Origin of the sequence: Chryseobacterium edaphi (assembly GCF_025628985.1) — a bacterium.
Lineage (GTDB): Bacteria > Bacteroidota > Bacteroidia > Flavobacteriales > Weeksellaceae > Chryseobacterium > Chryseobacterium edaphi.
The window spans coordinates 607,411-633,041 of sequence record NZ_JAOTEM010000001.1; the positions used below are offsets into that span (position 1 = coordinate 607,411).

The window sequence follows — 25,631 nt, forward strand, 5'->3', positions numbered from 1 at the left end:
TGTAAATCAGTTTTTTATATTTTAAAATTTAAATTTAATCACGAAAGTCTATTAATAAATGTTAAGATCTCTAAATTTTTTATATTTTCGTAAATCTTTAATAAATAAAAAATATGTCTAAAATTTGGACCAAAAAGCCCATGAGCGCTTTTGAGGACGATATGAAAAGTAGCCAGTTAAAAAGGGTACTTGGTAAATGGAGTCTTACAGCCATCGGGATCGGAGCGATCATCGGAGGTGGAATTTTTGTGTTAACAGGAACTGGTGCATATTATCATGCAGGACCTGCATTGGCACTTTCTTTTGTAATTGCTGGGATCGCTTGCGTTTTCGCAGCATTATGTTATTCGGAATTTGCATCTATTTTACCTGTAGAAGGTTCTGCTTATGCTTATGCATACGGAACTGTAGGAGAAATTTTTGCATGGATCATCGGTTGGGGTCTTATCCTCGAATATGCGATGGGTTCAATGACGGTTGCCGTGTCCTGGTCAGGATATTTTAATAAACTTCTGAAAATGTTTGGTATTCACCTACCGGATTATCTTACCTCAGATCCTGCAAGTTACACGGGAGATGGCTTTTCAATGAATTTACCGGCTTTCTGTATTGTTTTATTTGTAATTTCCATTCTTATCAAAGGTACGAAAGAGGCAGCAAAAGCAAATAACCTTATTGTAATCATGAAGGTGTCTGCAGTTTTATTCGTTATTATCGCAGGAGCTTTCTTCATTAATGCTGAAAACTGGAATCCTTTTATTCCTGCTGCAAGAATGGTTCAGGAAGGTGAAAATATGAAAGAAGCTTATGGTATTCAGGGAATTGTTTCCGGAGCCGCAGCAATTTTCTTTGCTTATGTAGGTTTTGATGCAGTTTCTACTCAGGCAGGAGAAGCGATCAATCCTAAAAAAGACGTTCCGTTTGCGATCATCGTATCACTTTTGGTTTGTACAGTTCTTTACATATTGGTTTCATTAGTTCTTACAGGAATGATGCATTACTCTGATTTTAATCCTCAAGGGAAATATCCTGATGCAATCAAAGCTCCTGTAGCGTATGCTTTTGAAATTGCAGATCAAGGTTGGGCTGGTTATATCATTACAATTGCTGCAACGGTAGGTTTGGTTTCAGTATTAATGGTTATGATCATGGGACAGTCAAGAATCTTCTTGGGAATGTCAAAAGACGGTCTTATTCCTAAAATGTTCAGTGATTTGCACCCTGTGAAAAAAACTCCTGCAAAAAGTTTGATGCTTTTAGGAATTTTAATTGCGACAGTTGCGGCATTTACACCGATCAGTAAATTGGCAGATATGACAAGTTTCGGAACTTTGTTTGCCTTTACAATGGTTTGTGTTGCGGTTTGGATTTTAAGAAAAAAAGAACCGCAATTACAGAGAAATTTCAAAGTTCCTGCTTTGCCGGTGATTGCAACTTTAGGAATCTGTATCAATCTTTATCTGATCTGGAACCTTAGCCACGAAGCAAAATACCTTTCTATTGCATGGTTGGCTTTGGGTGTATTAATCTATTTTACGTACAGTCTCAGAAACAGTAAACTGCATAAAGTTGGTTATGGTGAAACGTTTAAAGCTGAACAGGAACCTCTGCAAAAACCAGACTTAGATTTATAAAAAATATAAACTCACAAAAACCACAGAATTTTCTGTGGCTTTTTTTTTTTTGTTAACTATGAAAAAACTACTGCCACTTCTATTTTCGCTTTTTGGAATTTTAATATTTTCACAAAAAGTAAGTTTTGAAACTTTATTAAATGATAAAATAAGCATTCGTGCATTAGAAATTTACAACAATAAGGTTTGGTACAGCGGAACAGATTCAAAGTTTGGGTTTGTTGATCTGAAGGATTCAAAAAATCAAAAGCAAATCATATTGTCTGAAAAGAAACTGCAGTTCAGAACTTTGGCTCAGGACAAAAATTCATTTTATGCGATTAATATTGAAAGTCCGGCGCAGTTTTTTAAAATTGACAAGAAAAGTTTGAAATTCAATATCGTTTATCAGGATACAGCAAAAACTGCTTTTTATGATGCACTTTATTTTACTAAAAATAAATTTTATGCCTTTTCAGATCCTTCAGCAGATTTAAATTTAAAACTCATACAATTTGATTTAAATAAAGGAAAAGTCCAAATCAAAAACATGTCACATTTAAAATTGAATGTTGGTGAGGCAGCTTTTGCAGCAAGCAATACCAATATTTCGGCTGGACAAAATTATCTGTGGATTGGAACAGGCGGAAATTCGTCAAGAATTCTAAGATTAAATCTTAAAAATGACAAGTTGGAAGCTTTCAATACTCCTTTCGTTCAAGGAATTTCATCACAAGGAATTTATTCTATAGATTTTTCGGATGATAAATTCGGAATCGCAGTAGGAGGGGATTATACGAAGCAAGAAGCAAACATCAATAACATCGCAACTACAATTGATGGTGGGAAAACATGGCAGATTCAGGCATCAGGAAAAAATGCAGGATATACAACCTGTGTCAAAATAAAACCAAATTCTAAAGGAAAAGAATTGATTTCTGTTGGAGATCAACATATCAGTTATTCATCAGATTTCGGTAAAACCTGGAAGAAAATTTCTGATGAAAAAGGACTTTTCGTTTGTGAATGGATTGATAATAAAACCATTGTTCTTGCAGGAAAAGACCGCATCGTAAAAATGAAAATGGATTGATTATTTTCCACAAAAAATAATTAAATTGTACTTTTAAAAACATAGAAAATTCATGCTGAATATCATCAATCAAATTTTTGAGATCGAAAAAAAATCAAAAGATCAGGATATTTCAATTTTTGAAAGAAACTTCGAAAGAATACATCACGAGCTCGAAGAATTGGGCTATACAATTAATAATCCCATAGGGAAAATGTATGATTCTCGAGACACTTCTCTGGAAGCTAATCTTGTTGGAAATTCTTCAAAACCAATCATTACCAAAGTCCTGAAACCGGCAATTTTTCAGAATGACGGTTCAGGAACAATACTATTACAGAAAGGAATTGTAATTGCTGAATAAAATGGGAAACATAAATTTTGGGATAGACTTAGGAACCACCAATTCGGGGATTTCAAAGTTTGCAGACGGAAAGGTAAATATTTATAAAAATCCGGTAGGCTTCAGCGATACGTTACCTTCGATTGTTGCGTATAAAAAAGGGAGAATTTTAATTGGTGATAAAGCGAGAGAACTTTTAAAATCAGCACATTTAGATGTTTTTTCATCTTTCAAAAGAAAAATGGGAACAGAACATCTTTATGATGTTGCCGATATCGATCAGAAGAAAACTCCTGTTGAGCTTTCTGCAATGATCCTAAAGGAATTACAAAGCTTTATTCCGGACGAAAAACCACAGTCGATCGTTATCACGATTCCGGCATCTTTTGATACGGTACAGTCTAATGCAACCAAAAAAGCAGGGTTATTGGCAGGTTTTCAGCAGGTCGTTCTTTTGCAGGAACCGATTGCCGCCTGTTTAGCGTATGCTAATATTCAGACGCAGGATCAGGCACAGGAAAAAAACTGGCTGGTTTATGATTTTGGCGGGGGAACTTTTGATGTTGCTTTAGTGAAAATTAATGAGCGTGAATTGAAGATCATCGACCATGAAGGAAATAACTTTCTTGGTGGAGTAGATCTCGATCATCTGGTTATTGAGCATTTATTTGTACCGAAAATCGAGAAGATTTTAAATGAAGATTCACTTTTCAAAAAGCTAATGTCTAAAGAGAATAGTTTTTATGCAAAATTATATTACGAACTTCTCTATAAAGCTGAAGAAATCAAAAAAGAATTGTCTGTAAAAGATATTGTAAATACAGAACTGGAATTAAATGACGGCGATCATTATATTGATTTTGAAATTTCAAGAAGTGATTTCAATAAAGTTATCTCGCCAAAAGTTGATGAAACAGTAACATTGATCAGGAAACTTTTAGAAGAAAACAGCAAATCTTCAGATGATATTGAGCGAATTATTTTGGTAGGAGGAACTACCTATATTCCATACATCAGAGAGCATTTGAGAGAGATTTTCGGGATTACTGTTGATAATTCTATTGATCCTACGACTGCGGTAATGGTGGGTGCTGCTTATTTTGCCGGTACGAAAGAAGAAAACTCTGATTTGGTTAAAACTGAAAATGATGTCAAATCAGAAAATAAAGAAACTCAAAATTCAAATACCATCAATCTAAAACTGATTTACGAAGTTAATACTCAAGATGACGAGGAACTTTTTGTAGGAAATATTGAAGGTGATTTCGAAGGATATTACAGAATTACCAGAAAAGATGGTGGTTTTGATACCGGTTTGATGAGTTTTAAAAATAAATTTTCTGAGTTTGTAAAAATTCTTCCAAAACAAATCAATCAGTTTAATCTGACGGTTTTGGATCAAAGTCAAACGGTTGTTTTTGAGCAAAATGACATTTCTATCAACCACGGAATTTACAATATTTCCGGACAACCTTTACCAAACGACATTTGTCTGGAGGTTGATGATAACTTCGGAAGTACTTATCTCGAAAGGATTTTTAAAAAAAATGATATTCTTCCTTTAACGAAAACAATTTATAAGACGACATCAAAAAATTTCAATAAAGATGCCGACGATAAGCTGATTATTAATATTCTGGAAGGTAAAACCGCAACACTTCCGGCGAGTAATATGGGAATCGGCTATATTGAGATCAATTCCAGAGATTTGCCTATCAATCTTTTAAAAGGAATGGATATCGAACTCAAATTCAGCATGAGTGAATCGAGAGATTTGTCGGTTTCTGTTTATATTTCTTCGGTGGATTTTGAAAAGAAAGATGTTTTTAATCCTCACACGAAGCATATTAATAAAGATAAATTTCAGGAAGATATTGATAAAGTGATCGACGAAATTGAAACAGAGTTGAGCTACGTTGATAATGTAGACGAGGCTGATCCTGAAGACATTTCTGTTTTGGTTAATTTTAAAAATATCAAAGATGAGCTTTTCAAAATCAAATTTGATCTGATAGAAATAGAGGAAGACGAACAGACTGAAAGAATTTTTCAGCTTGACGAAAGAAAAAGACGTGCATTGCAGGAATATGATAAGATTGTTCGTTTCCGTGATGTTATCTACGAAATCGAAGAGTATAAAAGATCAAGATCTGAGATGGAAGATTTGCTTGAAAATGCGACACAAAGACAAAGAGAGCAATTTCAGAAGATCATTAAAGACGAAAAAATATTTTTAGAATCCAACGAAAAGTCTCTGATAAAAAGGAAAACGAGGGAATTGGATAAACTTCATACCGATATTTATTATCAGAAAGATGAGTCGTACGCTAGTCTGTATTATTTTTACAAATATCGTGATATTGATGAATACAAAGACTCAAAAAAAGCGTCAAAACTTTTTGAAGCCGGCGATAAAGCCATGGAAAACAATAATTTTAAGGAAGTAAAATATGTGATTCAGGGATTATATGATTTGCTGAAAGTAAAGCCGAAAAATCCTTTTGAAGATACCGACGGAAATTTGGGACTGAAATAATTTAAAAGCCATCTGAAATATTCGGATGGCTTTTATAATAACTTTTTTATTGATTAAACTTTTTCTTATTTCCTCTTCACAATTGCTCGGATAACCCAAATGATAAAAATTATTCCGCCAAGACCAATACCGCTGGAAGCAAATGCTAATGCAATTATACCTAAAAAAATAGCTAAACAAATTGCGAGAATGATAATGTAAATCTGAAGAAACAAAAATTTAAAAGCCCATTTTTTGAGCTTTCGACGAGTCGATGTATCTCCTTTGGACTCTGAGTTTTCTTCGTAATGACCATTTAGTCTTTTATTTAAAAGTAAAAATAAAAGCAGTTCAGATATTGTAACATACCAGAAATTATTATTTTCCAATCTGAAGTGTAAAAAGATAATACCCAAACCAACTAAAGAAAAAAAGATAGTAAGCAAGATCCATTCTGCAGTTTTACCATAATCTTTTTCCGCATATTTTGGAGTGTTGTCCTTTTTTTTCAGGGTAACTGTCATGTCAAGATTTGCCCATTTGGCACCTATCTTTGAATTTTTGATCAACAAACCTCTTAACTCTTCTGTATAGGCATCAAATCTAGAAAGAGCTACGAAAATTTTCCCCAAATAAACTTTATTGAATTGGTCTGTATGTTGATATTCTGCCAAATCATTATTGATGTCCATTATTTCTTCATTAAAATAAGCAGAATCAATATCCGATTGCAACGCATAAAAATCAGGATCCACAGAATGTCTGTACTGATTAAGCAATAAATTATACTGCTCTGGATGAGGAAGAATTCCCCTGATTAAATTATTTCGTGTTGTGATCGTATTAATTAGTCCATCTTTATTTTCAAAATTGATAATTGGGAAATAGTTTTTGTAAAAAATTCGGAGATTTCCCCAATCGTTATTTTTAATATTCAGCTGAATGTAGTTATGTATGTTTTCTGCATAATCGTTACCAAAATCATCACGAAGAGAAGAGGGTTGTGAAAAAATATTATTTTGTGAAGAATCAATTTTAAAATCTTCGTTTTTAAGGATTTTCTGCAAGTTTTCATCCTTAAGAATGATCCCGTATTTGTTACCGTTATCTTTATAAAATGCAATAAAATTCTCAATATCATTAAGTTGCAAATCGGGATTTGTTTTCTGATGAATCTTTAAAATCTTTTCGGCTTTTATCAAATCAGAAGGATTACCTGCGTCAAAATGGGGCAGGGTTTCTTTAATAATATCTAAAAATTGCAGTTGTGACATTGATTACTTTCTATTTCTGTACATGTAGATTTTTACTCCGATGATAATAACTGGCAAGATCATCTGCGTCGGAAACTTATGGTTGGTAACCGAATCGAAAACGTAAAGTGAGCCCATTCCGATGATGATCATTAAAGGAAAAGAAATAATCATGGTAATAAGAATCGTTGCCGATATTTTGCCTAAGGAATCGACTTTATCTCTATAATTGATTTGACTGAAATAATATTTAAAATTTCTAAAAGCAAAATATGCTGCCACAATATTGGTCAGTAGGTAGAACATCAAAGCTTTTACTCCGAAACTATAAACATAGAAAAAGCTCGATAGATACGCCATAATAATGACTGCCGATAAAAAAATAATCAGACTGGGATTTTGATTTTTGAGAAAAAAACCTGCAATGCTGTAAGCGATTCTGTTTAGAAATCCGCTTTTTTCATCCTGCCAATCCTGAGCAACTTTTTGATTATTGCGGATAACATTTTTTGTAATTTCATTTGCAGAATTGAAACTGTAAATAGCAGTCAGGATTTCTCCAAGAATCACTTTATTCTTAATATTTGTTTTCTGCTTTTCAGCGACCACGTTATTGATCGAGAGTATGTCGTCATCAAATTCGAAATCATCAATCAGGCTTTGCAGATAATAGAATTTTCTTTCGGTAGCAAACGGATAATTTTCTTTAAATGTGAATAAATCATTATTCCTTATGATGCCTTCAATAATCAGATCATTTCGTTCGTGTAATAAATTTTTATAGACATCTAAAGATTCTGAACTAAAAAATGATGCATAATATTGCTGAAAATAAATCAGACTTTGCCACTGGTTTTTTCGGATAGACTCAGCAATGAAAGCTTGGAGATTGGATGAAAATAGTTCTCTGAAATCTTCTATTTCCAACTGCGAAATATTTCTCAGATCTGGTTTGAAGGAAAGCTTTTCAGGGTAAATATTGTTGTAAATGCTTTTGATAACCGGTAATTTCAATATTTCATCAAAATTCTGCGTCTGATTTTTTATGAAATCTAAAAACGATTCAATTTCGTTGATGGTAAAGGTTTGATTTAATTTGCTTTCAGCTTTTAACAATTTTTCAGCCTTTATCAAATCCTGGGGATTTTTAGGATTAAAATTCTGAACGTTTTGCTCTACAAATTCTTTCAGTCTGAAATTTTGCATGGTTATCAAATGGTTGGTGCAAAATAAAATAATTTATTGATAATTCTCGTGTTCTGCAATGTTAAATTTAAAATTTTGCATTCCAATACTACTATCATCATTCAATTTTTAGAATTAAATTTCTATTGAAAATCTTTCATTTTTACAATCAATATTTTCAAATTACCTTTGAATAAAATTTCATCAATGAAAAATCTGAATATATTTTTTTTAATACTGATTCCAACCTTATTTTACACTCAGAAAATCAGAATTTTTATTCTTGCAGGACAATCAAACATGAATGGTTTTGGATATAATAAAGATCTTCCAAATGATTTAAAAACATTTAAAGATGTTTATATTTTTCAGGGAAATTCGGTTCCTGACGGAGATCTGAATGGCGGAATCGGAAAATGGGATGTCTTGAAACCGGGAAACGGAAAAGGTTTTAAAACAGACGGAAAAGCAAACACTCTTTCAGACAGATTTGGTTTGGAACTTTCTTTTGCCAAACGAATGAAAGAACTTTTCCCGAATGATAAAGTCGCTTTGATAAAATACGCAAGAGAAGGAACTTCCATTGACAGTGTTGCAGCAGCAAATTTCGGTTGTTGGGATGCTGATTTCAATGGTAAAAACGGATTGAATCAATATGATAATTTTTTGAAAATCGTGAAAAATGCTTTGTCCGAAACAGATATTGACGGAAATGGGAAAAAAGATGAAATTATCCCGTCAGGAATTTTGTGGATGCAGGGTGAAGGTGATGCGAGTTACGATGAAGAAATTGCCGGCAGATATTATGGTCATTTAAAAATTTTAATGAATCAAATGCGTGCAACTTTACTTACCGATGATCTTCCTGTAGTGATCGGGAAAATTTCAGATTCCGGGAAAAATGAAAAAGGAAGAGTTTGGCCAACTGGTGAATTGGTGCAATATGCTCAGGAAAAATTTATAAAAACTGATAAAAATGCAGCAATTGTTCGTTCAACCAAAAAATACAATTACGGAAATGATCCGTGGCATTACGACAGCGCAGGTTATATTGATTTAGGAAAAAACTTTGCGGAGGAAATATTTAAACTTATAAAAAATTTTGAAAGCAAACCTTAATTATTGAATTTTAAATAAACAACATAAAAAAGGCTTCGAATATTCTCGAAGCCTTTCTAATTCAATTATTTTAACATCAATTTTGCGGTATATTGTTTCCCGTTATTTAGAACTTTTAAAATAAAGATACCATTTTTTCCTTTATCCGAAATATCAATCTGAGTTTCATTTCCGGTAACAGATTTGCTGAATATTTTCTGTCCGGTCACGCTGTAAACTTCAATTTCAGATTTTCCGGTAATTTCTGGTAATTTTAAATTAAAAATTCCGTTGGAAGGATTCGGATAAGTGTAAACATTTTCAGTTTTTAAAGGCTCCGATTCATTGGTATTTAAAGCTGAAGTAAAACAACTTGTACCTGTTGGAACTGTAATTGTTGCTCCCATCGTAATATCATCAGTTTCAGGAGCACCATAATATTTTATTCCGATATAATAAGGAAACTGAGGTGTTCCGCTTGCATTAATAGTTACAAAATAAGCATAAGTTCCGCCGGGAAATTCAGGAGTAACACAATATCTGCCGTTGTATTTATCAAGATCTCCTCCATTTGCAGCCAGCCATTCATAATCTTCGATATACGTTCCCAAAGGATAGGTTGTACTTACAGCAGGTCCGTAATTTGCCGATGTTAATGAAACTCCGTATGGTAAAGAAGTTCTTGTGGTAATATTTCTTAAACTGTAACCGGTTTTCATTCTTGTAATTGCGCTTGAAGCATTCAAAGGAGTGCTGTAACCGTAAGGTCCGTAAATGGGATATCCGTCAAAAGCCCATCCAATAATAGGAGAGTGTACAGAAGATGATGTAGTAGAATACAATCTGTATGGTTTTGCATGACTATGATAAGCTCCTTGCTGTTGCGGATGCGCTCCCAAAGTTGCATCCAAAACAAATCCTTCAGCTAAATAAACTTCGGCATTCCATGTTCCTACACCCATTCCGTTGTTTCCGCTTCCATTGTAGTAACGGGCATTTGAAAGTCCGTATACAGGAACTCCATTGGTTAAAAGTCCGCTAGAACCTACTTTCGGAGAGATTGTTTTGGTAGTGGGAACGGTTGGATTTCTTGGAAAGCGATACGTATATCCTTGTGCAGAAGGCGCACCCGGATTGAGAAACTGTCCCATATTTGTCGTCATTCCTTCAGATTTTGTCCATACGTATGAAGAATTATAACATACCTGAGTAACATTCGCCAGAGAAGTTGATGTGTAAAAAACAAAAGTAGGATTGGTAGGACTTCCGTTTGTATTTTGCCAGTAACTTGCATATTCTCCGGCATTCATTATCCAGCTTGATAAGATTGATTGTGAAAATACTGAGTTCTGAGCCAGTAAAAAGATCATTAAAAATAGATATCTGTTCATTATCGTTTAGTTTATTACTGTTTTAGACGACACTATTTTTATAATCCTTCGCTTTCTTATAATTTTTTTTATTTTGGGTAAGAAAAATTGAGATTGTTGGTAAATTCCTCATCAGTTAACGTCTTTAAAAAGGCAATAATATTGTTTTTATCCTGCTCACTCAAATTGATTTTCTTTTTTAAATGTGGAGATAAAGTAGAACTTTTATGAATGTTTTCCGTGTAATGAAATAAAACCATCTGCAGATTTTTGAATCTTCCGTCGTGCATGTATGGATAAGAAAGTTCGATATTTCGAAGTGTAGGAACTTTAAATTTCAATGAATCTTTTTTATTTTTTGTTATTTTAATCCTCCCGCCATCTTTAAAATATTGATCTGGCTGCAAACCATTATTTTCAAAATTTCTGTTGGTGAAAAGAGGTTCCGTATGACAAACGGCACAATTGGCTTTAAATAATTTATATCCTTTTTGTTCATATTCATTAAATTCAAATCCCTTTTCCTTGCGCAGTACCTTGTCGTATTTTGAATTTGAACTTACCAAAGTCAGCAGAAATTGTGAAATAGATTTCAAAGTTCTTTCGCCGGTTGCCAAACTATCACCATAAGCTTTGTAAAATAGTTTTTTGTAGAATTTAGACTTATTCAGTTTGTTTACCACATTCGATAGTTTTTCATCCATTTCAAGCGGATTTTCAATCGGTGCTAAAGCTTGAGCGTCAATATGATGAACCGAGCCGTCCCACATAAAGCTTTTATTCCATGCGAGATTAATAAGAACGGGCGAATTTCTGTTGCTGATTCGTCCATCAATTCCGTGGCTTGTTGCGTGATCAATATGCGTAAAAGCAGTGTTTTGAAGATGACAGCTTGCACAGGAAATCGTTTCGTCGCGGGATAAAAGTGGATCATAAAATAGACTTCTTCCCAAAGTTATTTTTTCTTCAGATAAAGGATTTTTTTTGAAATCATAAACCGGTTTTGGGAAATTTTGAGGCACTGTGAAAAGTGGATCTATCTGATCTTTAAATCCATAAAGCACACAAAGTACAATTACCAGTAAAGGACAATGTTTTTTCATACTATTCTGCCCGGAATATTTTTGAAATTATTTTAGACATTTCTACAGACTTTTTCCCAGGAATCATGATGTTGTTCTGCTCAGACAAATTTATTTTAGAAAAAAATTGATCAATATCCATGTACAATGCTTTCGTATGTGAATTGATATTTACTTCTACTTCCTGCATTGCATAAAAAGGATCTGAAAATCCGCCTAAGTGAAAAGTAAATTCGTTGTATCTTGTTTTGCAGAGATTACTTTTTCCTTCCATTTTAAAATTAATATAACCGCTTTGCCACGACCAGTACATTCCTTTTGTAGGATCCAGACTGCCACCTTTTATGCCTTCCTCGTTGGTTTTCCGGTCAATCCCGAGATAAAATTTCATTTTATTGTATTGAATATTTTCAGGAATTGATAATTGAATTTTCATGGAATTTTCATCAGATGCATCCATTAAATGATAACTGTTTTCTTCTGAAAAAACCATTTCGTTGTCATTATACAATTCAAAATGCGACAGATAGAATTTAAGCTTTGATATTTCAAGCCCGGTTTTGTCATCAAGAATCATTGACCGATCTTCTTTGATGACAATTGGATTTTTATTGTAAACAGCTCGAACTTCCAGATTTAATGGAGCTAAATTTTGCGCATGAGAAATCATTAAACCCAAATAAAATGATAATAAAAAATAAATTCCTGTACGCATTATTATGGTCTTTTATGAGAAAATAAGTTTCCTAAATCATTTACCAGCTCTGCAAAATCTTTTTGCTGATCGGGCTTGCAAAGTTTTTTTATATCCATAAAATGCTGATAATTAATAATTTCTGCTTCTTCCTGCTTTTTCCCAATCATTCTTATCAGAAAATCTTTTTGTGAGGTATCTTCAGTTTCAATAGTTTTGTACAGTTGAGATTTAAGATTCATCATCTGATCTTCATTTTCAGAAATATCTTTTCTGTGTTTTTCGATCAGCAAATCATATGTTCCAATTTGTTTTTTATCAAAATGCAGTTTTTCTATAATTAAATTTTTCGGGCCTTCAGGATGAGGAGGTCTTCTTAAAAAAACAAAAGCGATCAACAAAATATTGGATATAATCAACGAAATAATGATTATTTGCGGGTATCGTGATTGCTTCATTTTTAATTATATAAAGAATTATGAGGAATGATATTCATGTTTTCGGCCAATTGCTTTGTGCTGTTTTCGTTTGTATCATTATGCAGAACAGTGAAAATGCTTAAAATAAATACTACACTTGCCGCAATTCCGTATGTCCATATCTGGTTGACAGAAAAACCGGTTGTTTTCTGATTTTCTATTTTGTTTAAAATTTTCTCATAAACAACATCAGAAATTTTAGCTTCCTGGATGTTTGAAAATACTTCAAGATGATCGTTTGTATTTTTCATATTCTTATTAGACGACATTATTAATAGTTTCCTTTGGTTTTGATATTATTTTTTGCTCTTTGCAATAAAGATTCTATGGCTTTTACTGAAAGATTCATTATTTCTGCGGTTTCTGAAATGGTTTTTTGTTCTATTTTATTGAGAATAATAACCGTTTTTTGTTTTTCATTCAAAGTATTAATGATATCAAAAAGTTTTTTCATGGCCTCTTTATTTTCCAACATGACTCCGGGATGATCAAAATTGACAAGTTCGCGTTTCGACAGATCTGGTTTTTCGTCCCACAATGAACTGATGAATCCAAAACGTTTTTTCGCTTTTTTGGCTTTAATGAAATCAAGGGATTTATGTATCGTTATTTTATAGATCCATGTAGATATTTTAGATTTATTCTGAAAAGTATCCAGCTTTTCATGAACGCTGAGAAATACATCCTGAGTGATTTCTTCGGCATCTTTCACATTCTGAACGTAATGCAACGCAAGATTGTACACTAAATTTTTATTGGAATGATATATTTGGTCAAATGTCAATTTAATTTTATTTCAAGGTTGTGTTTGAAATGCAAATTTGATAAATATTTTTTAGAATGAATAAAAATTACCAATTTTCGCAATAAGACTAACAAAACTCATTGCTCACAATTCATAACTTATAGTTAATTTTGCAGTATGAAATTCCAGATGAATTCGTTAATCGACAAATATAATATTCCAGGACCTCGTTATACATCTTATCCCACAGTTCCTTATTGGGACGAAAGCACTTTTTCGCCGGAGAAATGGAAGGAAAGTGTGATAAGATCTTTTAATGAAAGTAATCCGGAAGAGGGAATTTCAATTTATATTCACCTTCCTTTTTGTGAAGCTCTATGTACGTTTTGCGCTTGTCATAAACGTATTACGAAGCAACATAGTGTAGAGATTCCTTATCTAGAAAGTGTTTTAAAAGAATGGAAATTATATTTAGAACTTTTTGCAAATAATAATATTGAAAAAGGAAATTCAAAAGTTGAATCTCTCAAACTCTCAAACTCTCAAACCCTCGAACCCTCCAACAAACCTAAGCTAAAGGAACTTCACTTAGGTGGTGGAACGCCGACTTTTTTTTCCCCACAAAACTTAAAAACATTATTGGAAGGCATTTTTTCAACAGTTGAAATTGCCGAACATCCCGAGTTTTCCTTCGAAGGTCACCCGAATAATACAACAAGACAACATCTTCAGACTTTATATGATTTGGGTTTCAGAAGAGCGAGTTTTGGAGTTCAGGATTATGATCCGAAAGTTCAGAAAGCAATCAACAGAATTCAGCCTTTCGAAAAAGTAAAAGAAGTAACCGAAATCGCCCGTGAAATTGGTTATACAGGAATCAGTCATGATTTGGTGTTCGGACTTCCGCATCAAACTTGGGAAGCAATGGAGCACACGATCCGCAAAACAATGGAATTGAAACCTGATCGTTTGGCATTTTATTCTTACGCTCACGTTCCGTGGGTGAAAGGAGTGGGACAGAGAGGTTTTGATGAAAATGATCTTCCGAGCGGTGAAGAAAAGCGTCGTTTGTATGAAGACGGGAAAAGACTTTTGGAAAATTTAGGATATATCGAAGTTGGAATGGATCATTTTTCTTTGGAACATGATGATTTATACCAATCTTTAATTCAGAAAAAACTGCACCGGAATTTCATGGGATATACCTCTAGTAAAACCCAGTTGATGGTTGGTTTGGGAATGTCTGCAATTTCAGATTCCTGGTATGCTTTTGCTCAGAATGTAAAAACTGTGGAAGAGTACCAGAAAACTGTTGAAGAAGGCGTAATTCCTGTGGTAAAAGGACATATTTTAAATGAGGAGGATCTGCTTGTGAGAAGACATATTTTAAATTTGATGTGTCAGCTTGAAACTACTTTTGATATTCAAAATTCTTTTCCGGAGCTTGAAAATGCTTTCGAAATGTTGAAAGAAATGGAAAAAGATGAATTGGTTGAAATTCATGATAACCAAATAAAAATTACCGAAAAGGGTAGAGCGTTCACAAGAAACGTTGCGATGGTTTTTGATCTACGAATGATGAGAAATAAACCGGAAACCAGAATTTTTTCAATGACAATATAAAAGAAAAGCGATTCAAAACTGAATCGCTTTTCTTTGCCTAAAGCCTAAAGCCTAAAGCCTAAAGCCTAAAGCCTAAAGCCTAAAGCTACTTAATAATCAATTTCTGACTATATTCTTTTAAATCTTCGGATTTGATGTTGATATAATAAACTCCGGGTTCTATTCCAGTTACATCAAAACTATATTCGCTATCCAGTTTAACATCTTTCAGAACAATTTTACCTTCTGTACTGATTAGTTCAATTTTAGAATAATTTGATTGTAAACCCTCAATAAAAACTCTACCGTGAGCAGGATTAGGATAAATTCTTATTTGGCTTAAAGCACTTTCCTGAGTTCCTAAAGTGGCTGTCGTGATTTTAAATATTTTTCCGTTATTGACTGCAGCAACATATAATTCTTTCTGAAAATCTTCGCCAAATGTTGAAAAATTATTTCCCGAAAATGGAGTTGTCCACGTAATAACATTACTTGCGTCCAAAGTCCCGATTTGTGTAGAACAGTAATCTGCAAAGAAATATCTTCCCTGAAGACTTGGTGATGCCGTTCCTCTGTAAACATAACCTCCCGTAATTGAACATTTTCCACCGGAATGATCATATACTGCTATAGGAAAAGTCATTGTAGTTGAAGCCGCACATCCAGATGTATTATAAGCGCTGTTTCCTTCATAACATCTCCATCCGTAATTGAGTGCTGAAGTTGCAATCGGCATTTTGTTGATTTCTTCAATTGCGCCTTGTCCCACATCCGCAATCATTGCATTTCCGGTCGTTAAATCAAATGAAAACTTCCATGCGTTTCTTAATCCGTAAGACCACACTTCATCTGCGCCATCAACTCCTGCTCCAATAAAAGGATTTCCGGTTGGGATATTGTAAGGTCCGGTTGAATTGATGTCAATTCGCAACATTTTTCCCAATAATGAATTTTTGTTTTGCCCGTTATTATTTGGATCACCGCCACTTCCACCATCACCTGTTACGATCCAGAGATTTCCGTCGGGTGCAAATTTAATACTGCCGCCATTATGATTGTCAAATGGTTTAGGAATATTAAGGATAATCTTTTCACTATTGATATCGGCAACATTCTGATTGGTCGTGCTTACAGAATATCTCGCAACAATAATATTTCCGGCAGTATTGTTATAATAAACAAAGAAATAACCGTTAGTAGCATATTGAGGATGAAAAGCCAATCCGAGCAGTCCTCTTTCTCCGCCATAGGTTATTTTTGAACTGATATTCAGAAAATCGGCTGCGTTGATCGTTCCGTTAGGTTGAATGATTTTAATAATTCCGTTCTGTTGTACGACAAATAATCGGCTGTCGTTGGCATTCGTGATTTCGACAGGTGCGGTAAGACCTGTCGCAAATTCTTGCAATACAAAACTTTGGGAGTAAAAGAGTAAAGAAGAAAATAGGGTAGCTGAAAGTAGTAATTTTCTCATAATATTTTGATATTTAGTGTATTATGTTAATGAAAATTTCATACCAAATAGCAATTGAAAAATTCGTTAAAATCTTGATTAAAAATTAGTAAATCTTTAATTGAATGCAGAATACCGATATATCTGAAAATAAACGATTTCTGTTCTTAAAAATTCATAAAATATCAAGAAAATCATTATATTTGCCGACTTAATTTAACGTAGTTATAACAAAATGCAAGGAAAAGGACTTATTACAATTGTTGCTATTGTACTAGGGTTAATTTGCTTAAATGAGCTATTACCAACATGGTACGCCAGCAAGATTGAAAAGCAGGCAACTGCTATTGCAGGAGACAATCCGGAAAAGTATCAGAAAGAGATCGCAAGACTTTCTAAGGATACACTGAATCTAGGTTTTACAGAACTTTATTACACCAAAGCGAAAGACAAGGAAATGAAACTTGGTCTTGACCTTAAAGGTGGGATCAATGTTCTTTTGGAGATCAATCAGAGAGATCTTGTGAATGATTTAACCAATTATTCTACAAACCCTATTCTGATCGAAGCTTTAAACAAAACTGACGAGGTTCAGAAAAATTCAACAAAATCTTACATCGACAATTTCTTTGTTGAGTTTGATGCTGTAAATAAAGCTAAAGGTGCTAATCTAAAACTTGCAGATCCTGAAATTTTCGGTAATACGAATCTTTCTGAGATCAAATTCAACACTACAGATGAGCAGGTTCAGAGTATTATCAAAAGAAGAATTGACCTTTCTGTAGGTACTGCTTTTGAAGTAATCAGAACCAGAATTGATAAAATGGGAGCTGTTCAGCCGAATGTTCAGAGAGTTCCGGGTACAGCAAGAATTTCTGTTGAAATGCCGGGAATGAAAGACATTGACAAGGTGAAGAAAATGCTTCAGACTTCTGCAAAACTTCAGTTTTGGGAAGTACAGCAAATTCCTGAAGTAGCTTCATATTTTCAGACTCTTACAACTACGGTTTCTACAAAAGGAGATTCTATAGGAGTTGCAAAGAATACAAATTTCATGAGTCTTCTTCAATTGGATAAATTGAAAACGAATGGTGTTGCCAGCGTAAAATTATCTGATACAGCGAAGGTAAATAAAATATTAAACAGCAAAATTGCTAAGTCATTACGTCCTGCAAATATTAAATATACCCAGTTTATGTGGGGTTACAAGCCGGAATCAACCGATACAAACAGCTTAGTATTATATGCAGTAAGAGGTAATATCAACCAAAAAGCTCCGGTAGACGGTGCGGTTGAAACTGCAAGCATCGGTTACGATGAATTGAGCAGGGTAGTTGTTGATATGCAAATGGATTCTAAAGGTGCAAAAGACTGGAAAACTTTAACGGAGAAAAACGTTGGAAAACCGGTTGCAGTAACTTTAGATAATAGAGTTTACACAGCTCCGAATGTTGTAGGTGCTATTCCAAACGGTAGAACTCAGATCTCTGGTAACTTCTCTCAGGAGGAAGCTAAAGAATTGGTTGACGTTTTGGGAGCGGGTAAATTACCTGCAGGTGCAAAAGTAGTTCAGGCGACTCAGGTAGGACCTTCATTAGGACAGGAATCTATTGATGCAGGGATGCTTTCATTTGGTATTGCATTCTTGATCATTATCGCATATATCATTTTCTATTACGGTGGAGCAGGAGTTTATGCGGTAATCGCAATGATTATCAACTTATTCTACATTTTCGGAATTATGGATTCCGCAGATGCTACACTTACACTTCCTGGTATTGCGGGTATCGTTCTTACGATGGCAATGGCAGTAGATACGAACGTAATTATTTATGAAAGAACAAAAGAAGAGCTGTTCGCAGGAAAAAGTATTCTTGAAGCATACAAAGATGGTTTCAAACATGCATTAAGTGCGATCGTTGATGGTCACTTAACGACATTATTAACTGCAGGTGTACTATTCTTATTCGGAACAGGTCCTATTAAAGGATTTGCTTTGACTTTAGGAATCGGTATTTTGATGACATTCTTTACTTCTGTATTGCTTTCAAGAGTAATGATTTTCAGCAGACTGAATAAAGGAAAACACCTTTCTGTGTGGACGGCACCAACTAAAAACTTATTCAGAAATACCTGGATTGATTTTATTGGGAAAAGAAAGTACGCTTACATTGTTTCTGCTATTTTAACTGTTGTTTGTGTTGCATCAATCGCAATCCACGGATTCAAATACGGAATTGACTTTACAGGTGGTAGAAACTACGTTGTGAGATTTGATAAGGATGTGAATGCTGAAAATATCGAGCAGAATTTAGTTAAAATGTTTACAACTGAAGACGGTAAAAACTCTTCTGTTGAAGCTAAAACTTTCGGTAGCGAAAATCAGTTGAAAATCTCTACAGATTATTTAATCGATGATGAATCTTTAAAAGCTGACCAGACTGTTGAGCAAAAATTATACGAAGGATTAAAAACAAGTTTACCGGCTAATACTACATTAGAAGATTTCAAAGCTGCTGATAAAGGTACTACAGGAATTATTTCTTCTGAAAAAGTAGGCCCTACAGTTGCTGATGATATTCAGACTCATGGTATTCTTGCAGTTGTAGCTGCTTTAGCAGGTATCTTTATTTATATTTTGGTTAGATTTAGAAAATGGCAATTCTCATTGGGTGCTGTTGCGGCATTATTCCATGATGCGGTTATTATTTTGGGAGCTTATTCATTGCTTCATAAAATCATGCCTTTCAATATGGAGATCAATCAGGATTTCATTGCAGCAATCTTAACTGTTTTAGGATATTCAATCAATGATACCGTAATTATCTTCGACAGAATCAGAGAATATTTGAGAGAGAAAAAATCTCTTACATTGGCAGGATTATTTGATGATTCTATCTCAAGTACATTAGGTAGAACCTTCAACACTTCATTCACAACGATTCTTGTAATCTTGGCTATTTTCATCTTTGGTGGTGATAACCTTAGAGGATTTATGTTTGCGATGTTGATTGGTATCGGATTCGGTACGTACTCATCCATATTCATTGCTTCGGCGATAGCTTATGACTTCCTTAAAACAGGAAAAGAAGAAGGGGTACACGGAAAAACATCTTCCGATAAAGAAGTTCTTGCTTCAAAATAATTTACACTACAATAAATAAGAAAAAGCCTTTCATTTGAAAGGCTTTTTTTGTTCCGAATATTATACTTTTTTAATAGAGAAAATTTAGAATCATTATTTTTAGAGATTTGATTACTTTTGCAGAGCTATGGAAAAATCAAAGAAAAAAGCTGCGATGAGCTTTATTTTCATCACTTTACTGATCGATATTACAGGATGGGGAATTATCATTCCGGTGGTTCCGGCGTTGATTAAAGAACTGATTCACGCAGATATCAGTGAAGCTGCAAAATATGGAGGTTGGCTTGGTTTTGCCTATGCTTTTACTCAGTTCTTATTTTCACCGATTGTCGGAAATCTGAGTGATAAATTCGGACGAAGACCTATTATTTTGATTTCATTGTTTGGTTTTGCTATTGATTATATTCTTTTAGCATTATCACCAACAATAATCTGGCTTTTTGCGGGTCGAATTATTGCAGGAATTACCGGAGCAAGTGTAACCACGGCAAGTGCATACATTGCAGATATCTCAACCGATGAAGATCGGGCAAAAAACTTCGGTTTGATTGGTGCTGCTTTCGGTTTAGGATTTATCATAGGTCCTGTCATCGGTGGTATTCTTGGACATTACGGCGCAAGAGTTCCATTTTATGCTGCGGCAGTTTTATGTTTATTAAATTTCTTGTATGGATATTTTATTCTTCCTGAAAGTTTAGATAAAGATAAAAGAAGAGAATTCAGCTGGAAACGCGCAAATCCTGTCGGTTCATTTAAATTTTTAGGTAAACATCCTGAAATCTCAGGGTTGATTGTTGCTTTAATTTTAATCTATATTGCGGGTCATGCTGTGCAAAGTAACTGGAGTTTTTTCACCATGTACGAATTTGACTGGACAGAAAGAATGGTTGGGATTTCTCTTGGCGTTGTCGGACTTTTAGTAGGTTTGGTGCAAGGAGTTTTGATTCGATGGACGACTCCAAAATTAGGAGAACAAAAAAGTATCTATTACGGTCTGGCTCTATATGCTCTCGGAATGCTTCTTTTTGCATTTGCAACTGAAGGCTGGATGATGTTTGTTTTCCTGATTCCATACTGTTTAGGTGGAATTTGCGGCCCTGCTTTACAATCTGTAATTACTAAAAGCGTTCCTGCAAACGAACAAGGTGAATTGCAGGGAGCATTAACAAGTTTAATGAGTGCCACTGCGATTATCGGACCTCCGATGATGACTAATTTATTTTATTTTTTCACCCATGAAGATGCACCTTTTAAATTTTCGGGAGCACCGTTCTTTTTGGCGTTTATTTTGATGACCTTAAGTGTAGTGGTCACTTATTATGCTTTTCAGAAAAAGAAATCTTAAATTTTATTTAAAATTAAGCCACAAAACAATATTTATCTATAATCTTTTGTAATTTAGCATCATGGAATTAAGCATTGGAGAAATGGCTCTTATCGCCATTGCGATTGTAGTTTTATTCGGACCGGATAAGCTGCCTCAAATTGCCCGTGATCTAGGATCTGGAGTAAGAAAAATGCGTGGAGCGGTAGAAGATATCAAAACCGAAATCATGAAAGAAACAGACAATCCTGTTTCTGAAATCAAACGTGAAATCGAAAAGGTGAAAGATGCTGCCAAAGATTTTGATCCTACCAAAAATATTCAGAAAGACATTATAGGAGAGCCTTTAGCTGACGAAACTCCAAAATTAAAACCTTCAGATGACGATACATACGAAGGTCCTGTAAGCAGATAGCAATGGAAGAGATCATTCTTGAAGATAAAAAGGCGTTTCTTTACCTTAATAATCTGGGAGACACTCCATTTGATCAGTTTTGGATATTAATTTCCGGAACATTTATCTGGATTCCGATTTATATTATTTTCTGTTATTTTCTCTATAAAAATTTTAAGCTCAAATCTTTATTTTACATTCTCCTTTTTGTTGCAATTGGAGTGACTGTTTCTGATCAGTTAGCCGGAGTTTTTAAATACGGAGTTGCCAGATTAAGACCTTGTCACGACCCTAGTTTACAATCTTACATGAGAGCAGTAAAATGCGGCGGACAATTTGGTTTCTATTCTGCACATGCTTCAAATACCTTTTTTTTAGCAAGTTATTTGAGCTTTTTGTTAAAAGATAAACTGAGATGGTTCCCATATGTTGTATTTGTATGGGCAGTAATTGTATCATATAGCCGTATTTATTTAGGAGTACATTTCCCGATAGATATTTTGGTGGGGGCGTTTGTTGGAATTTTATTGGGAGCGGTATTTTCGATGTTCGCAAAAAAAGTCATCAACAAACAAACTATATAAAATGAAAAAACATTTACTCATTATTACTTTAGCGTTTTCATCGCTACAGTTTTTCTCTGCTCAGGACAAAAAAAGTGCAGAAGAATGCATGCAAAAAGCTGATTATAAGTGTGCCGAAGAGCAATATGCAAAATTGGCAGAAAAAGAAATGATTCAGCAATATCAATCTGAGTATTTCAATAATTTAGGTACAGCACAACGAAGATTAGGGAAAATTCCTGCAGCATTCAAATCTTATGAATCTGCTTTGAAATCAAATCCTAAATCAGCAGCAGTTTATTCTAATCTGGGCTCTTTACACAATCAAAAAGGGAGTAAAACCAAAGCACTGGATTATCTGAATAAAGGTTTAATGATTGACGATCAAAATGCTGAGATGTATTTGACACGTTCAAAAGTTTACGAAAATTTAGGTAAAAAAGATTTAGCGGAAAAAGATCTTAACCAAATTCTGATTTTCGCACCCGACAATATTTTTGCACGAACAGGTTTAGCCAATCTTAAAAAAAGAAACGGTGATCTTGAAGGTTCATTGAAAGATTACAATAAATTGCTGTCAGAAAAACCTGAATCTTTACTTTATAATGGTAGAGCCGATGTTTATTTAAAACTGAAAAAATATAAAGAAGCTTTGGCAGATGTTAACAAGGCGATTTCTATTGATCCTAAATTTTCACAGTCATATGTAACAAAAGCTCTAATTTTATTTGATACCGCAAAAGATAAGGAAGCTTGTGCAAGTTTGGATAAAGCGGTTGCTACCGGATACGAAAAAGTAGCTTTAGCTGAACAATATACTAAATGTGTCAAAAAATAATATTATTTGTATTTTAAGATTAAACTCAGATATAAGTCACACTTTTAGATATTATCTTTGTCATTTACTCCGTCGAATCTGCGATTTCCGTAGGAATCTCGACAGAGTTTTTATGTTCGTTGCTTAGAATTCCTGCGAAATGGCAAAAATGCGATTTATTTTCAAATTTGAAAAAATTTAATTAAGCCCTCAAAATTAAATCTCTTTTAATTATTTTTGAACTTCTAAAAAATATTCATGTTAAACATCGTTCTTGTAGAACCGGAAATCCCCAATAACACAGGCAATATCGGAAGATTATGCGTTGGAACTGAAAGCAAATTACATCTTATTCATCCTTTCGGATTTTTAATTGATGATAAAAATCTCAAACGTTCCGGTTTAGATTATTGGGTACATCTTGATGTCACTGAATATGCCAATGTTGACGAATGGATGAAAGTAATTCCTGATTTATCACGCGTTTTTCTCATGAGTTCCCACGCCGAAAAATCATACCTGGACATTGATTTTCAGGATGGTGACTGGTTGGTTTTCGGAAAGGAAAGTGTGGGTTTAAGCAAAGATGTTTTAGACCGTTTTGAAAACCATTTAACAATTCCGATGTCGAAATTGATCAGAAGTTTCAATATTGCCAACTCAGTTGCTTTTGTAGTGGGAGAGGCAAAAAGGCAGATAGGGTTGTAATAAATTAAAATAGCTTTTTGATTTTTTATTGCAATGGCATTGTACATTCGCTAGATTTGGAAACTAGGAAAAGACAAAACTTTTCAAATGGCTTTGTTAAAAAATAATACGATGAAAATTTTTATTCTTACATTTTTATTATTTCCTTTTTTTGCTTTTACGCAAATAAGCAAAGATCTCGAATTTGAAATAAAAAAGTACGATTCTTTATCTTCGATAGGTGATCCCAGAATAATTGATAATTTTGATGAATTTGTATTGTTAAGAGATAAAGTAGAAAAATCAATTCTTTTAAAAACGAATAAATTGGATTTAATAACTTTCTATAGACAAGAAATTCCTTTGACTTTCAGAAAATTAATTATTCAAAAATTGTTTGCAGACAATGATACAGCAACTGTTGTTCAACTTTTTAAAGCAACCATTGGAAGAAAAGATATAGTGGCAGAAAGCCATGCTATTAGAAATTTTGATCCAGAAATTGGATCTATTATTTATAACGGAGAATTGTTTGAACGTTTAACAATGGATCCCAAAACGTATGAGAGTAAAGAAAGTGCTTTAAAAGACGAACTATTAAATTTTATTTTTGCATCTGAACCATTAAATGAAAATTTGTTATCCAATATTCAATATGCCATTCCTTTGAAAAAAGAATATTATGATGCAATTAAAAAACTAGTCAAAGAGAAAAATTTCCCTTACTTACTTAATTATGTAGCTAAATTTAAGAAACAGGACGATATAGAATTTATTAAAAGTTTTGGTGATAAATCTTTCTTAGCGATACAGGAATTTCCTGATGAGAAATTTATTCCATTTTTAGAGCAATTTATTGAAAAATTTGCAGGTGATGAAGATTTTTTTGTTTACCAAAACTATTTGAGAACTGTTGCAGAATTTTGTAGCCCAAAAGCAAAGATACTTGTTGAAAAAATATTTAATTCTAGTAATCCAAGAAGAAGTTTTTTGATTTCAACTTTGAGTAGGAGTACTTATGATTCTAAAAACGAAGTATTTGTTGATCATTATTGCGAACTATATTATCCTTACATAAAAGAATCCTGGATAAATGATGGAGTACTAGATAATTATGTATTTGAAAATTATACAAAAAAAATTCTCAGTAAAGATGACCTTGTTAAGTATCTTTATGATGGATTTAAAAAAATTAAAATAAATGAATTTTCTGTACGTGATATTGATAATGAAGAAGTTGAATTACCTAATCTTTCTCAAACGAATATCAAGTTTTTGAAAACCCTAAATAGTACAATGTATCAAGAGATTGTAAACAAATATTTTTTGGAATTAGATTTTTTGCAACATTTGGATTTTTTCATAACATTTCTTGATGATAGACAAGCAATTTTAAATGCTGAAGATTCTATAAAGCTGAGGATTGATAAAGAAGAAAATTCTAATTATTTAATAGATGCTGCAAAGACATTAAAACAATCTGATTACAGGGAGTTATTTAACTATGCAGTTAAAGCACTCAAAAAAATAAAACCTAAAGTAATGCAAGGAGATCACGATTACAGCAAAGAACAAATAAAAATTTTTGAAAAGCAATTTGATCTTTCTTTATAATTTTTGAATACTTAAAAATATTTTAGAAAATATATCTCAATCATTATGATAAGGTTTCCCTTGCAAAATCTGATCGGCACGATATAACTGTTCTACGATAAATAACCGGATCATCTGGTGCGTAAATGTCATTTTAGAAAGTGACATTTTTTCGTTGGCTCTGTTGTAAATTTCATCCGAAAAACCATAAGCACCACCGATCAAAATATGAATTTTTTTTACCGAAGAATTCATCCAGTTGTCAATTTTCTGAGAAAATTCACGGCTTGTAAATTGTTTTCCTTTTTCGTCCAAAATAGCTACCCAATCATTTTTATCAATGTGATTCTGAAATAATTTTGCTTCTTCTTTTTTCAATAAATCTGGAGAAAGATTTTTTGCATTTTTAATGTCCGGAATTTCAATAATTTCAAAATTCCAGTGTTTTGGAAGCCTTGTAAGATAATAACTGATCAGAGAAGTGATTTCTTTGTCGTCTGTTTTTCCGATGCAAAGTAGGTTGATGCGCATTTTTTAGCTTTATAAAAAGAAAGTTCAAAGATACTTATAATTAAAAAATTGAAGAATTATTTTAAAATCTGTA

General features: G+C 33.4%; 23 protein-coding genes. 13 read left to right on the top strand and 10 right to left on the bottom strand.

Going from position 1 to position 25,631, the window contains the following annotated elements:
- Positions 1-113 precede the first annotated feature (113 nt).
- The 4 genes from NZ698_RS02860 to NZ698_RS02875 are packed head-to-tail and all read left to right on the top strand — an operon-like array spanning position 114 to position 5,564.
- On the top strand, positions 114-1,634 hold the full coding sequence (locus NZ698_RS02860) for an APC family permease (protein ID WP_263001588.1): 1,521 nt from the start codon (positions 114-116) through the stop codon (positions 1,632-1,634).
- Between the two features lie 58 nt (positions 1,635-1,692).
- Positions 1,693-2,706 carry a WD40/YVTN/BNR-like repeat-containing protein gene (locus NZ698_RS02865; RefSeq protein WP_263001589.1) on the top strand — a complete coding sequence of 338 codons (1,014 nt, stop codon included), beginning with the start codon at positions 1,693-1,695 and terminating at the stop codon, positions 2,704-2,706.
- 52 nt (positions 2,707-2,758) lie between these two features.
- Entirely contained in the window at positions 2,759-3,049 is a 291-nt protein-coding gene (locus tag NZ698_RS02870; protein WP_263001590.1) for a hypothetical protein, read from the top strand.
- A 1-nt stretch (position 3,050) separates the two neighbouring features.
- Entirely contained in the window at positions 3,051-5,564 is a 2,514-nt protein-coding gene (locus tag NZ698_RS02875) for an Hsp70 family protein (protein WP_263001591.1), read from the top strand.
- A gap of 65 nt (positions 5,565-5,629) precedes the next feature.
- On the opposite strand, the gene NZ698_RS02880 is transcribed toward NZ698_RS02875, so the two are convergent.
- Both NZ698_RS02880 and NZ698_RS02885 read right to left on the bottom strand, forming a co-directional pair.
- Positions 5,630-6,817, bottom strand: a complete 1,188-nt coding sequence (locus NZ698_RS02880) for a hypothetical protein (protein WP_263001592.1) — start codon at positions 6,815-6,817, stop codon at positions 5,630-5,632.
- A 3-nt stretch (positions 6,818-6,820) separates the two neighbouring features.
- Positions 6,821-8,002 carry a hypothetical protein gene (locus tag NZ698_RS02885; RefSeq protein WP_263001593.1) on the bottom strand — a complete coding sequence of 394 codons (1,182 nt, stop codon included), beginning with the start codon at positions 8,000-8,002 and terminating at the stop codon, positions 6,821-6,823.
- Between the two features lie 186 nt (positions 8,003-8,188).
- Here NZ698_RS02885 and NZ698_RS02890 point away from each other — a divergent pair, with 186 nt between their 5' ends.
- Entirely contained in the window at positions 8,189-9,100 is a 912-nt protein-coding gene (locus NZ698_RS02890; protein WP_263001594.1) for a sialate O-acetylesterase, read from the top strand.
- A gap of 65 nt (positions 9,101-9,165) precedes the next feature.
- Here NZ698_RS02890 and NZ698_RS02895 read toward each other — a convergent pair whose 3' ends face one another.
- The 6 genes from NZ698_RS02895 to NZ698_RS02920 form a co-directional block, all read right to left on the bottom strand.
- A complete protein-coding gene (locus NZ698_RS02895) occupies positions 9,166-10,470 on the bottom strand; it encodes a T9SS type A sorting domain-containing protein (protein ID WP_263001595.1) in 1,305 nt (434 codons plus the stop codon).
- A gap of 68 nt (positions 10,471-10,538) precedes the next feature.
- On the bottom strand, positions 10,539-11,552 hold the full coding sequence (locus tag NZ698_RS02900; protein ID WP_263001596.1) for a cytochrome-c peroxidase: 1,014 nt from the start codon (positions 11,550-11,552) through the stop codon (positions 10,539-10,541).
- A gap of 1 nt (position 11,553) precedes the next feature.
- On the bottom strand, positions 11,554-12,246 hold the full coding sequence (locus NZ698_RS02905) for an MbnP family protein (protein WP_263001597.1): 693 nt from the start codon (positions 12,244-12,246) through the stop codon (positions 11,554-11,556).
- A gap of 2 nt (positions 12,247-12,248) precedes the next feature.
- Entirely contained in the window at positions 12,249-12,683 is a 435-nt protein-coding gene (locus NZ698_RS02910; protein WP_263001598.1) for a hypothetical protein, read from the bottom strand.
- Between the two features lie 2 nt (positions 12,684-12,685).
- Positions 12,686-12,955, bottom strand: a complete 270-nt coding sequence (locus NZ698_RS02915) for a hypothetical protein (RefSeq protein ID WP_263001599.1) — start codon at positions 12,953-12,955, stop codon at positions 12,686-12,688.
- A gap of 20 nt (positions 12,956-12,975) precedes the next feature.
- The gene (locus tag NZ698_RS02920; RefSeq protein WP_263001600.1) at positions 12,976-13,488 is read right to left on the bottom strand and encodes an RNA polymerase sigma factor; all 513 of its coding nucleotides are present in this window, start codon (positions 13,486-13,488) and stop codon (positions 12,976-12,978) included.
- A 150-nt stretch (positions 13,489-13,638) separates the two neighbouring features.
- Here NZ698_RS02920 and hemN point away from each other — a divergent pair, with 150 nt between their 5' ends.
- Positions 13,639-15,072 carry an oxygen-independent coproporphyrinogen III oxidase gene (gene hemN / locus NZ698_RS02925; protein WP_263002591.1) on the top strand — a complete coding sequence of 478 codons (1,434 nt, stop codon included), beginning with the start codon at positions 13,639-13,641 and terminating at the stop codon, positions 15,070-15,072.
- An 85-nt stretch (positions 15,073-15,157) separates the two neighbouring features.
- On the opposite strand, the gene NZ698_RS02930 is transcribed toward hemN, so the two are convergent.
- Entirely contained in the window at positions 15,158-16,525 is a 1,368-nt protein-coding gene (locus NZ698_RS02930) for a PQQ-dependent sugar dehydrogenase (RefSeq protein WP_263001601.1), read from the bottom strand.
- A 214-nt stretch (positions 16,526-16,739) separates the two neighbouring features.
- Between NZ698_RS02930 and secD the strand changes: the two genes are divergently transcribed.
- The 7 genes from secD to NZ698_RS02965 all read left to right on the top strand — a co-directional run bounded on the left by secD (position 16,740) and on the right by NZ698_RS02965 (position 25,048).
- Positions 16,740-19,649: a protein translocase subunit SecD gene (gene secD / locus NZ698_RS02935; RefSeq protein WP_263001602.1), complete on the top strand. Its 2,910-nt coding sequence runs from the start codon at positions 16,740-16,742 to the stop codon at positions 19,647-19,649.
- Between the two features lie 127 nt (positions 19,650-19,776).
- On the top strand, positions 19,777-20,994 hold the full coding sequence (locus NZ698_RS02940) for a TCR/Tet family MFS transporter (protein ID WP_263001603.1): 1,218 nt from the start codon (positions 19,777-19,779) through the stop codon (positions 20,992-20,994).
- A 61-nt stretch (positions 20,995-21,055) separates the two neighbouring features.
- Positions 21,056-21,388 carry a Sec-independent protein translocase subunit TatA/TatB gene (locus NZ698_RS02945; protein ID WP_263001604.1) on the top strand — a complete coding sequence of 111 codons (333 nt, stop codon included), beginning with the start codon at positions 21,056-21,058 and terminating at the stop codon, positions 21,386-21,388.
- Between the two features lie 2 nt (positions 21,389-21,390).
- Positions 21,391-21,951 carry a phosphatase PAP2 family protein gene (locus NZ698_RS02950; protein ID WP_263001605.1) on the top strand — a complete coding sequence of 187 codons (561 nt, stop codon included), beginning with the start codon at positions 21,391-21,393 and terminating at the stop codon, positions 21,949-21,951.
- A 1-nt stretch (position 21,952) separates the two neighbouring features.
- A complete protein-coding gene (locus NZ698_RS02955; protein WP_263001606.1) occupies positions 21,953-22,768 on the top strand; it encodes a tetratricopeptide repeat protein in 816 nt (271 codons plus the stop codon).
- Positions 22,769-23,005: 237 nt separating this feature from the next.
- Positions 23,006-23,455 carry a tRNA (cytidine(34)-2'-O)-methyltransferase gene (locus NZ698_RS02960; protein WP_263001607.1) on the top strand — a complete coding sequence of 150 codons (450 nt, stop codon included), beginning with the start codon at positions 23,006-23,008 and terminating at the stop codon, positions 23,453-23,455.
- A 111-nt stretch (positions 23,456-23,566) separates the two neighbouring features.
- Positions 23,567-25,048, top strand: a complete 1,482-nt coding sequence (locus NZ698_RS02965) for a hypothetical protein (protein WP_263001608.1) — start codon at positions 23,567-23,569, stop codon at positions 25,046-25,048.
- A 36-nt stretch (positions 25,049-25,084) separates the two neighbouring features.
- On the opposite strand, the gene NZ698_RS02970 is transcribed toward NZ698_RS02965, so the two are convergent.
- A complete protein-coding gene (locus NZ698_RS02970; RefSeq protein ID WP_263001609.1) occupies positions 25,085-25,558 on the bottom strand; it encodes a 23S rRNA (pseudouridine(1915)-N(3))-methyltransferase RlmH in 474 nt (157 codons plus the stop codon).
- Positions 25,559-25,631: the final 73 nt, after the last annotated feature.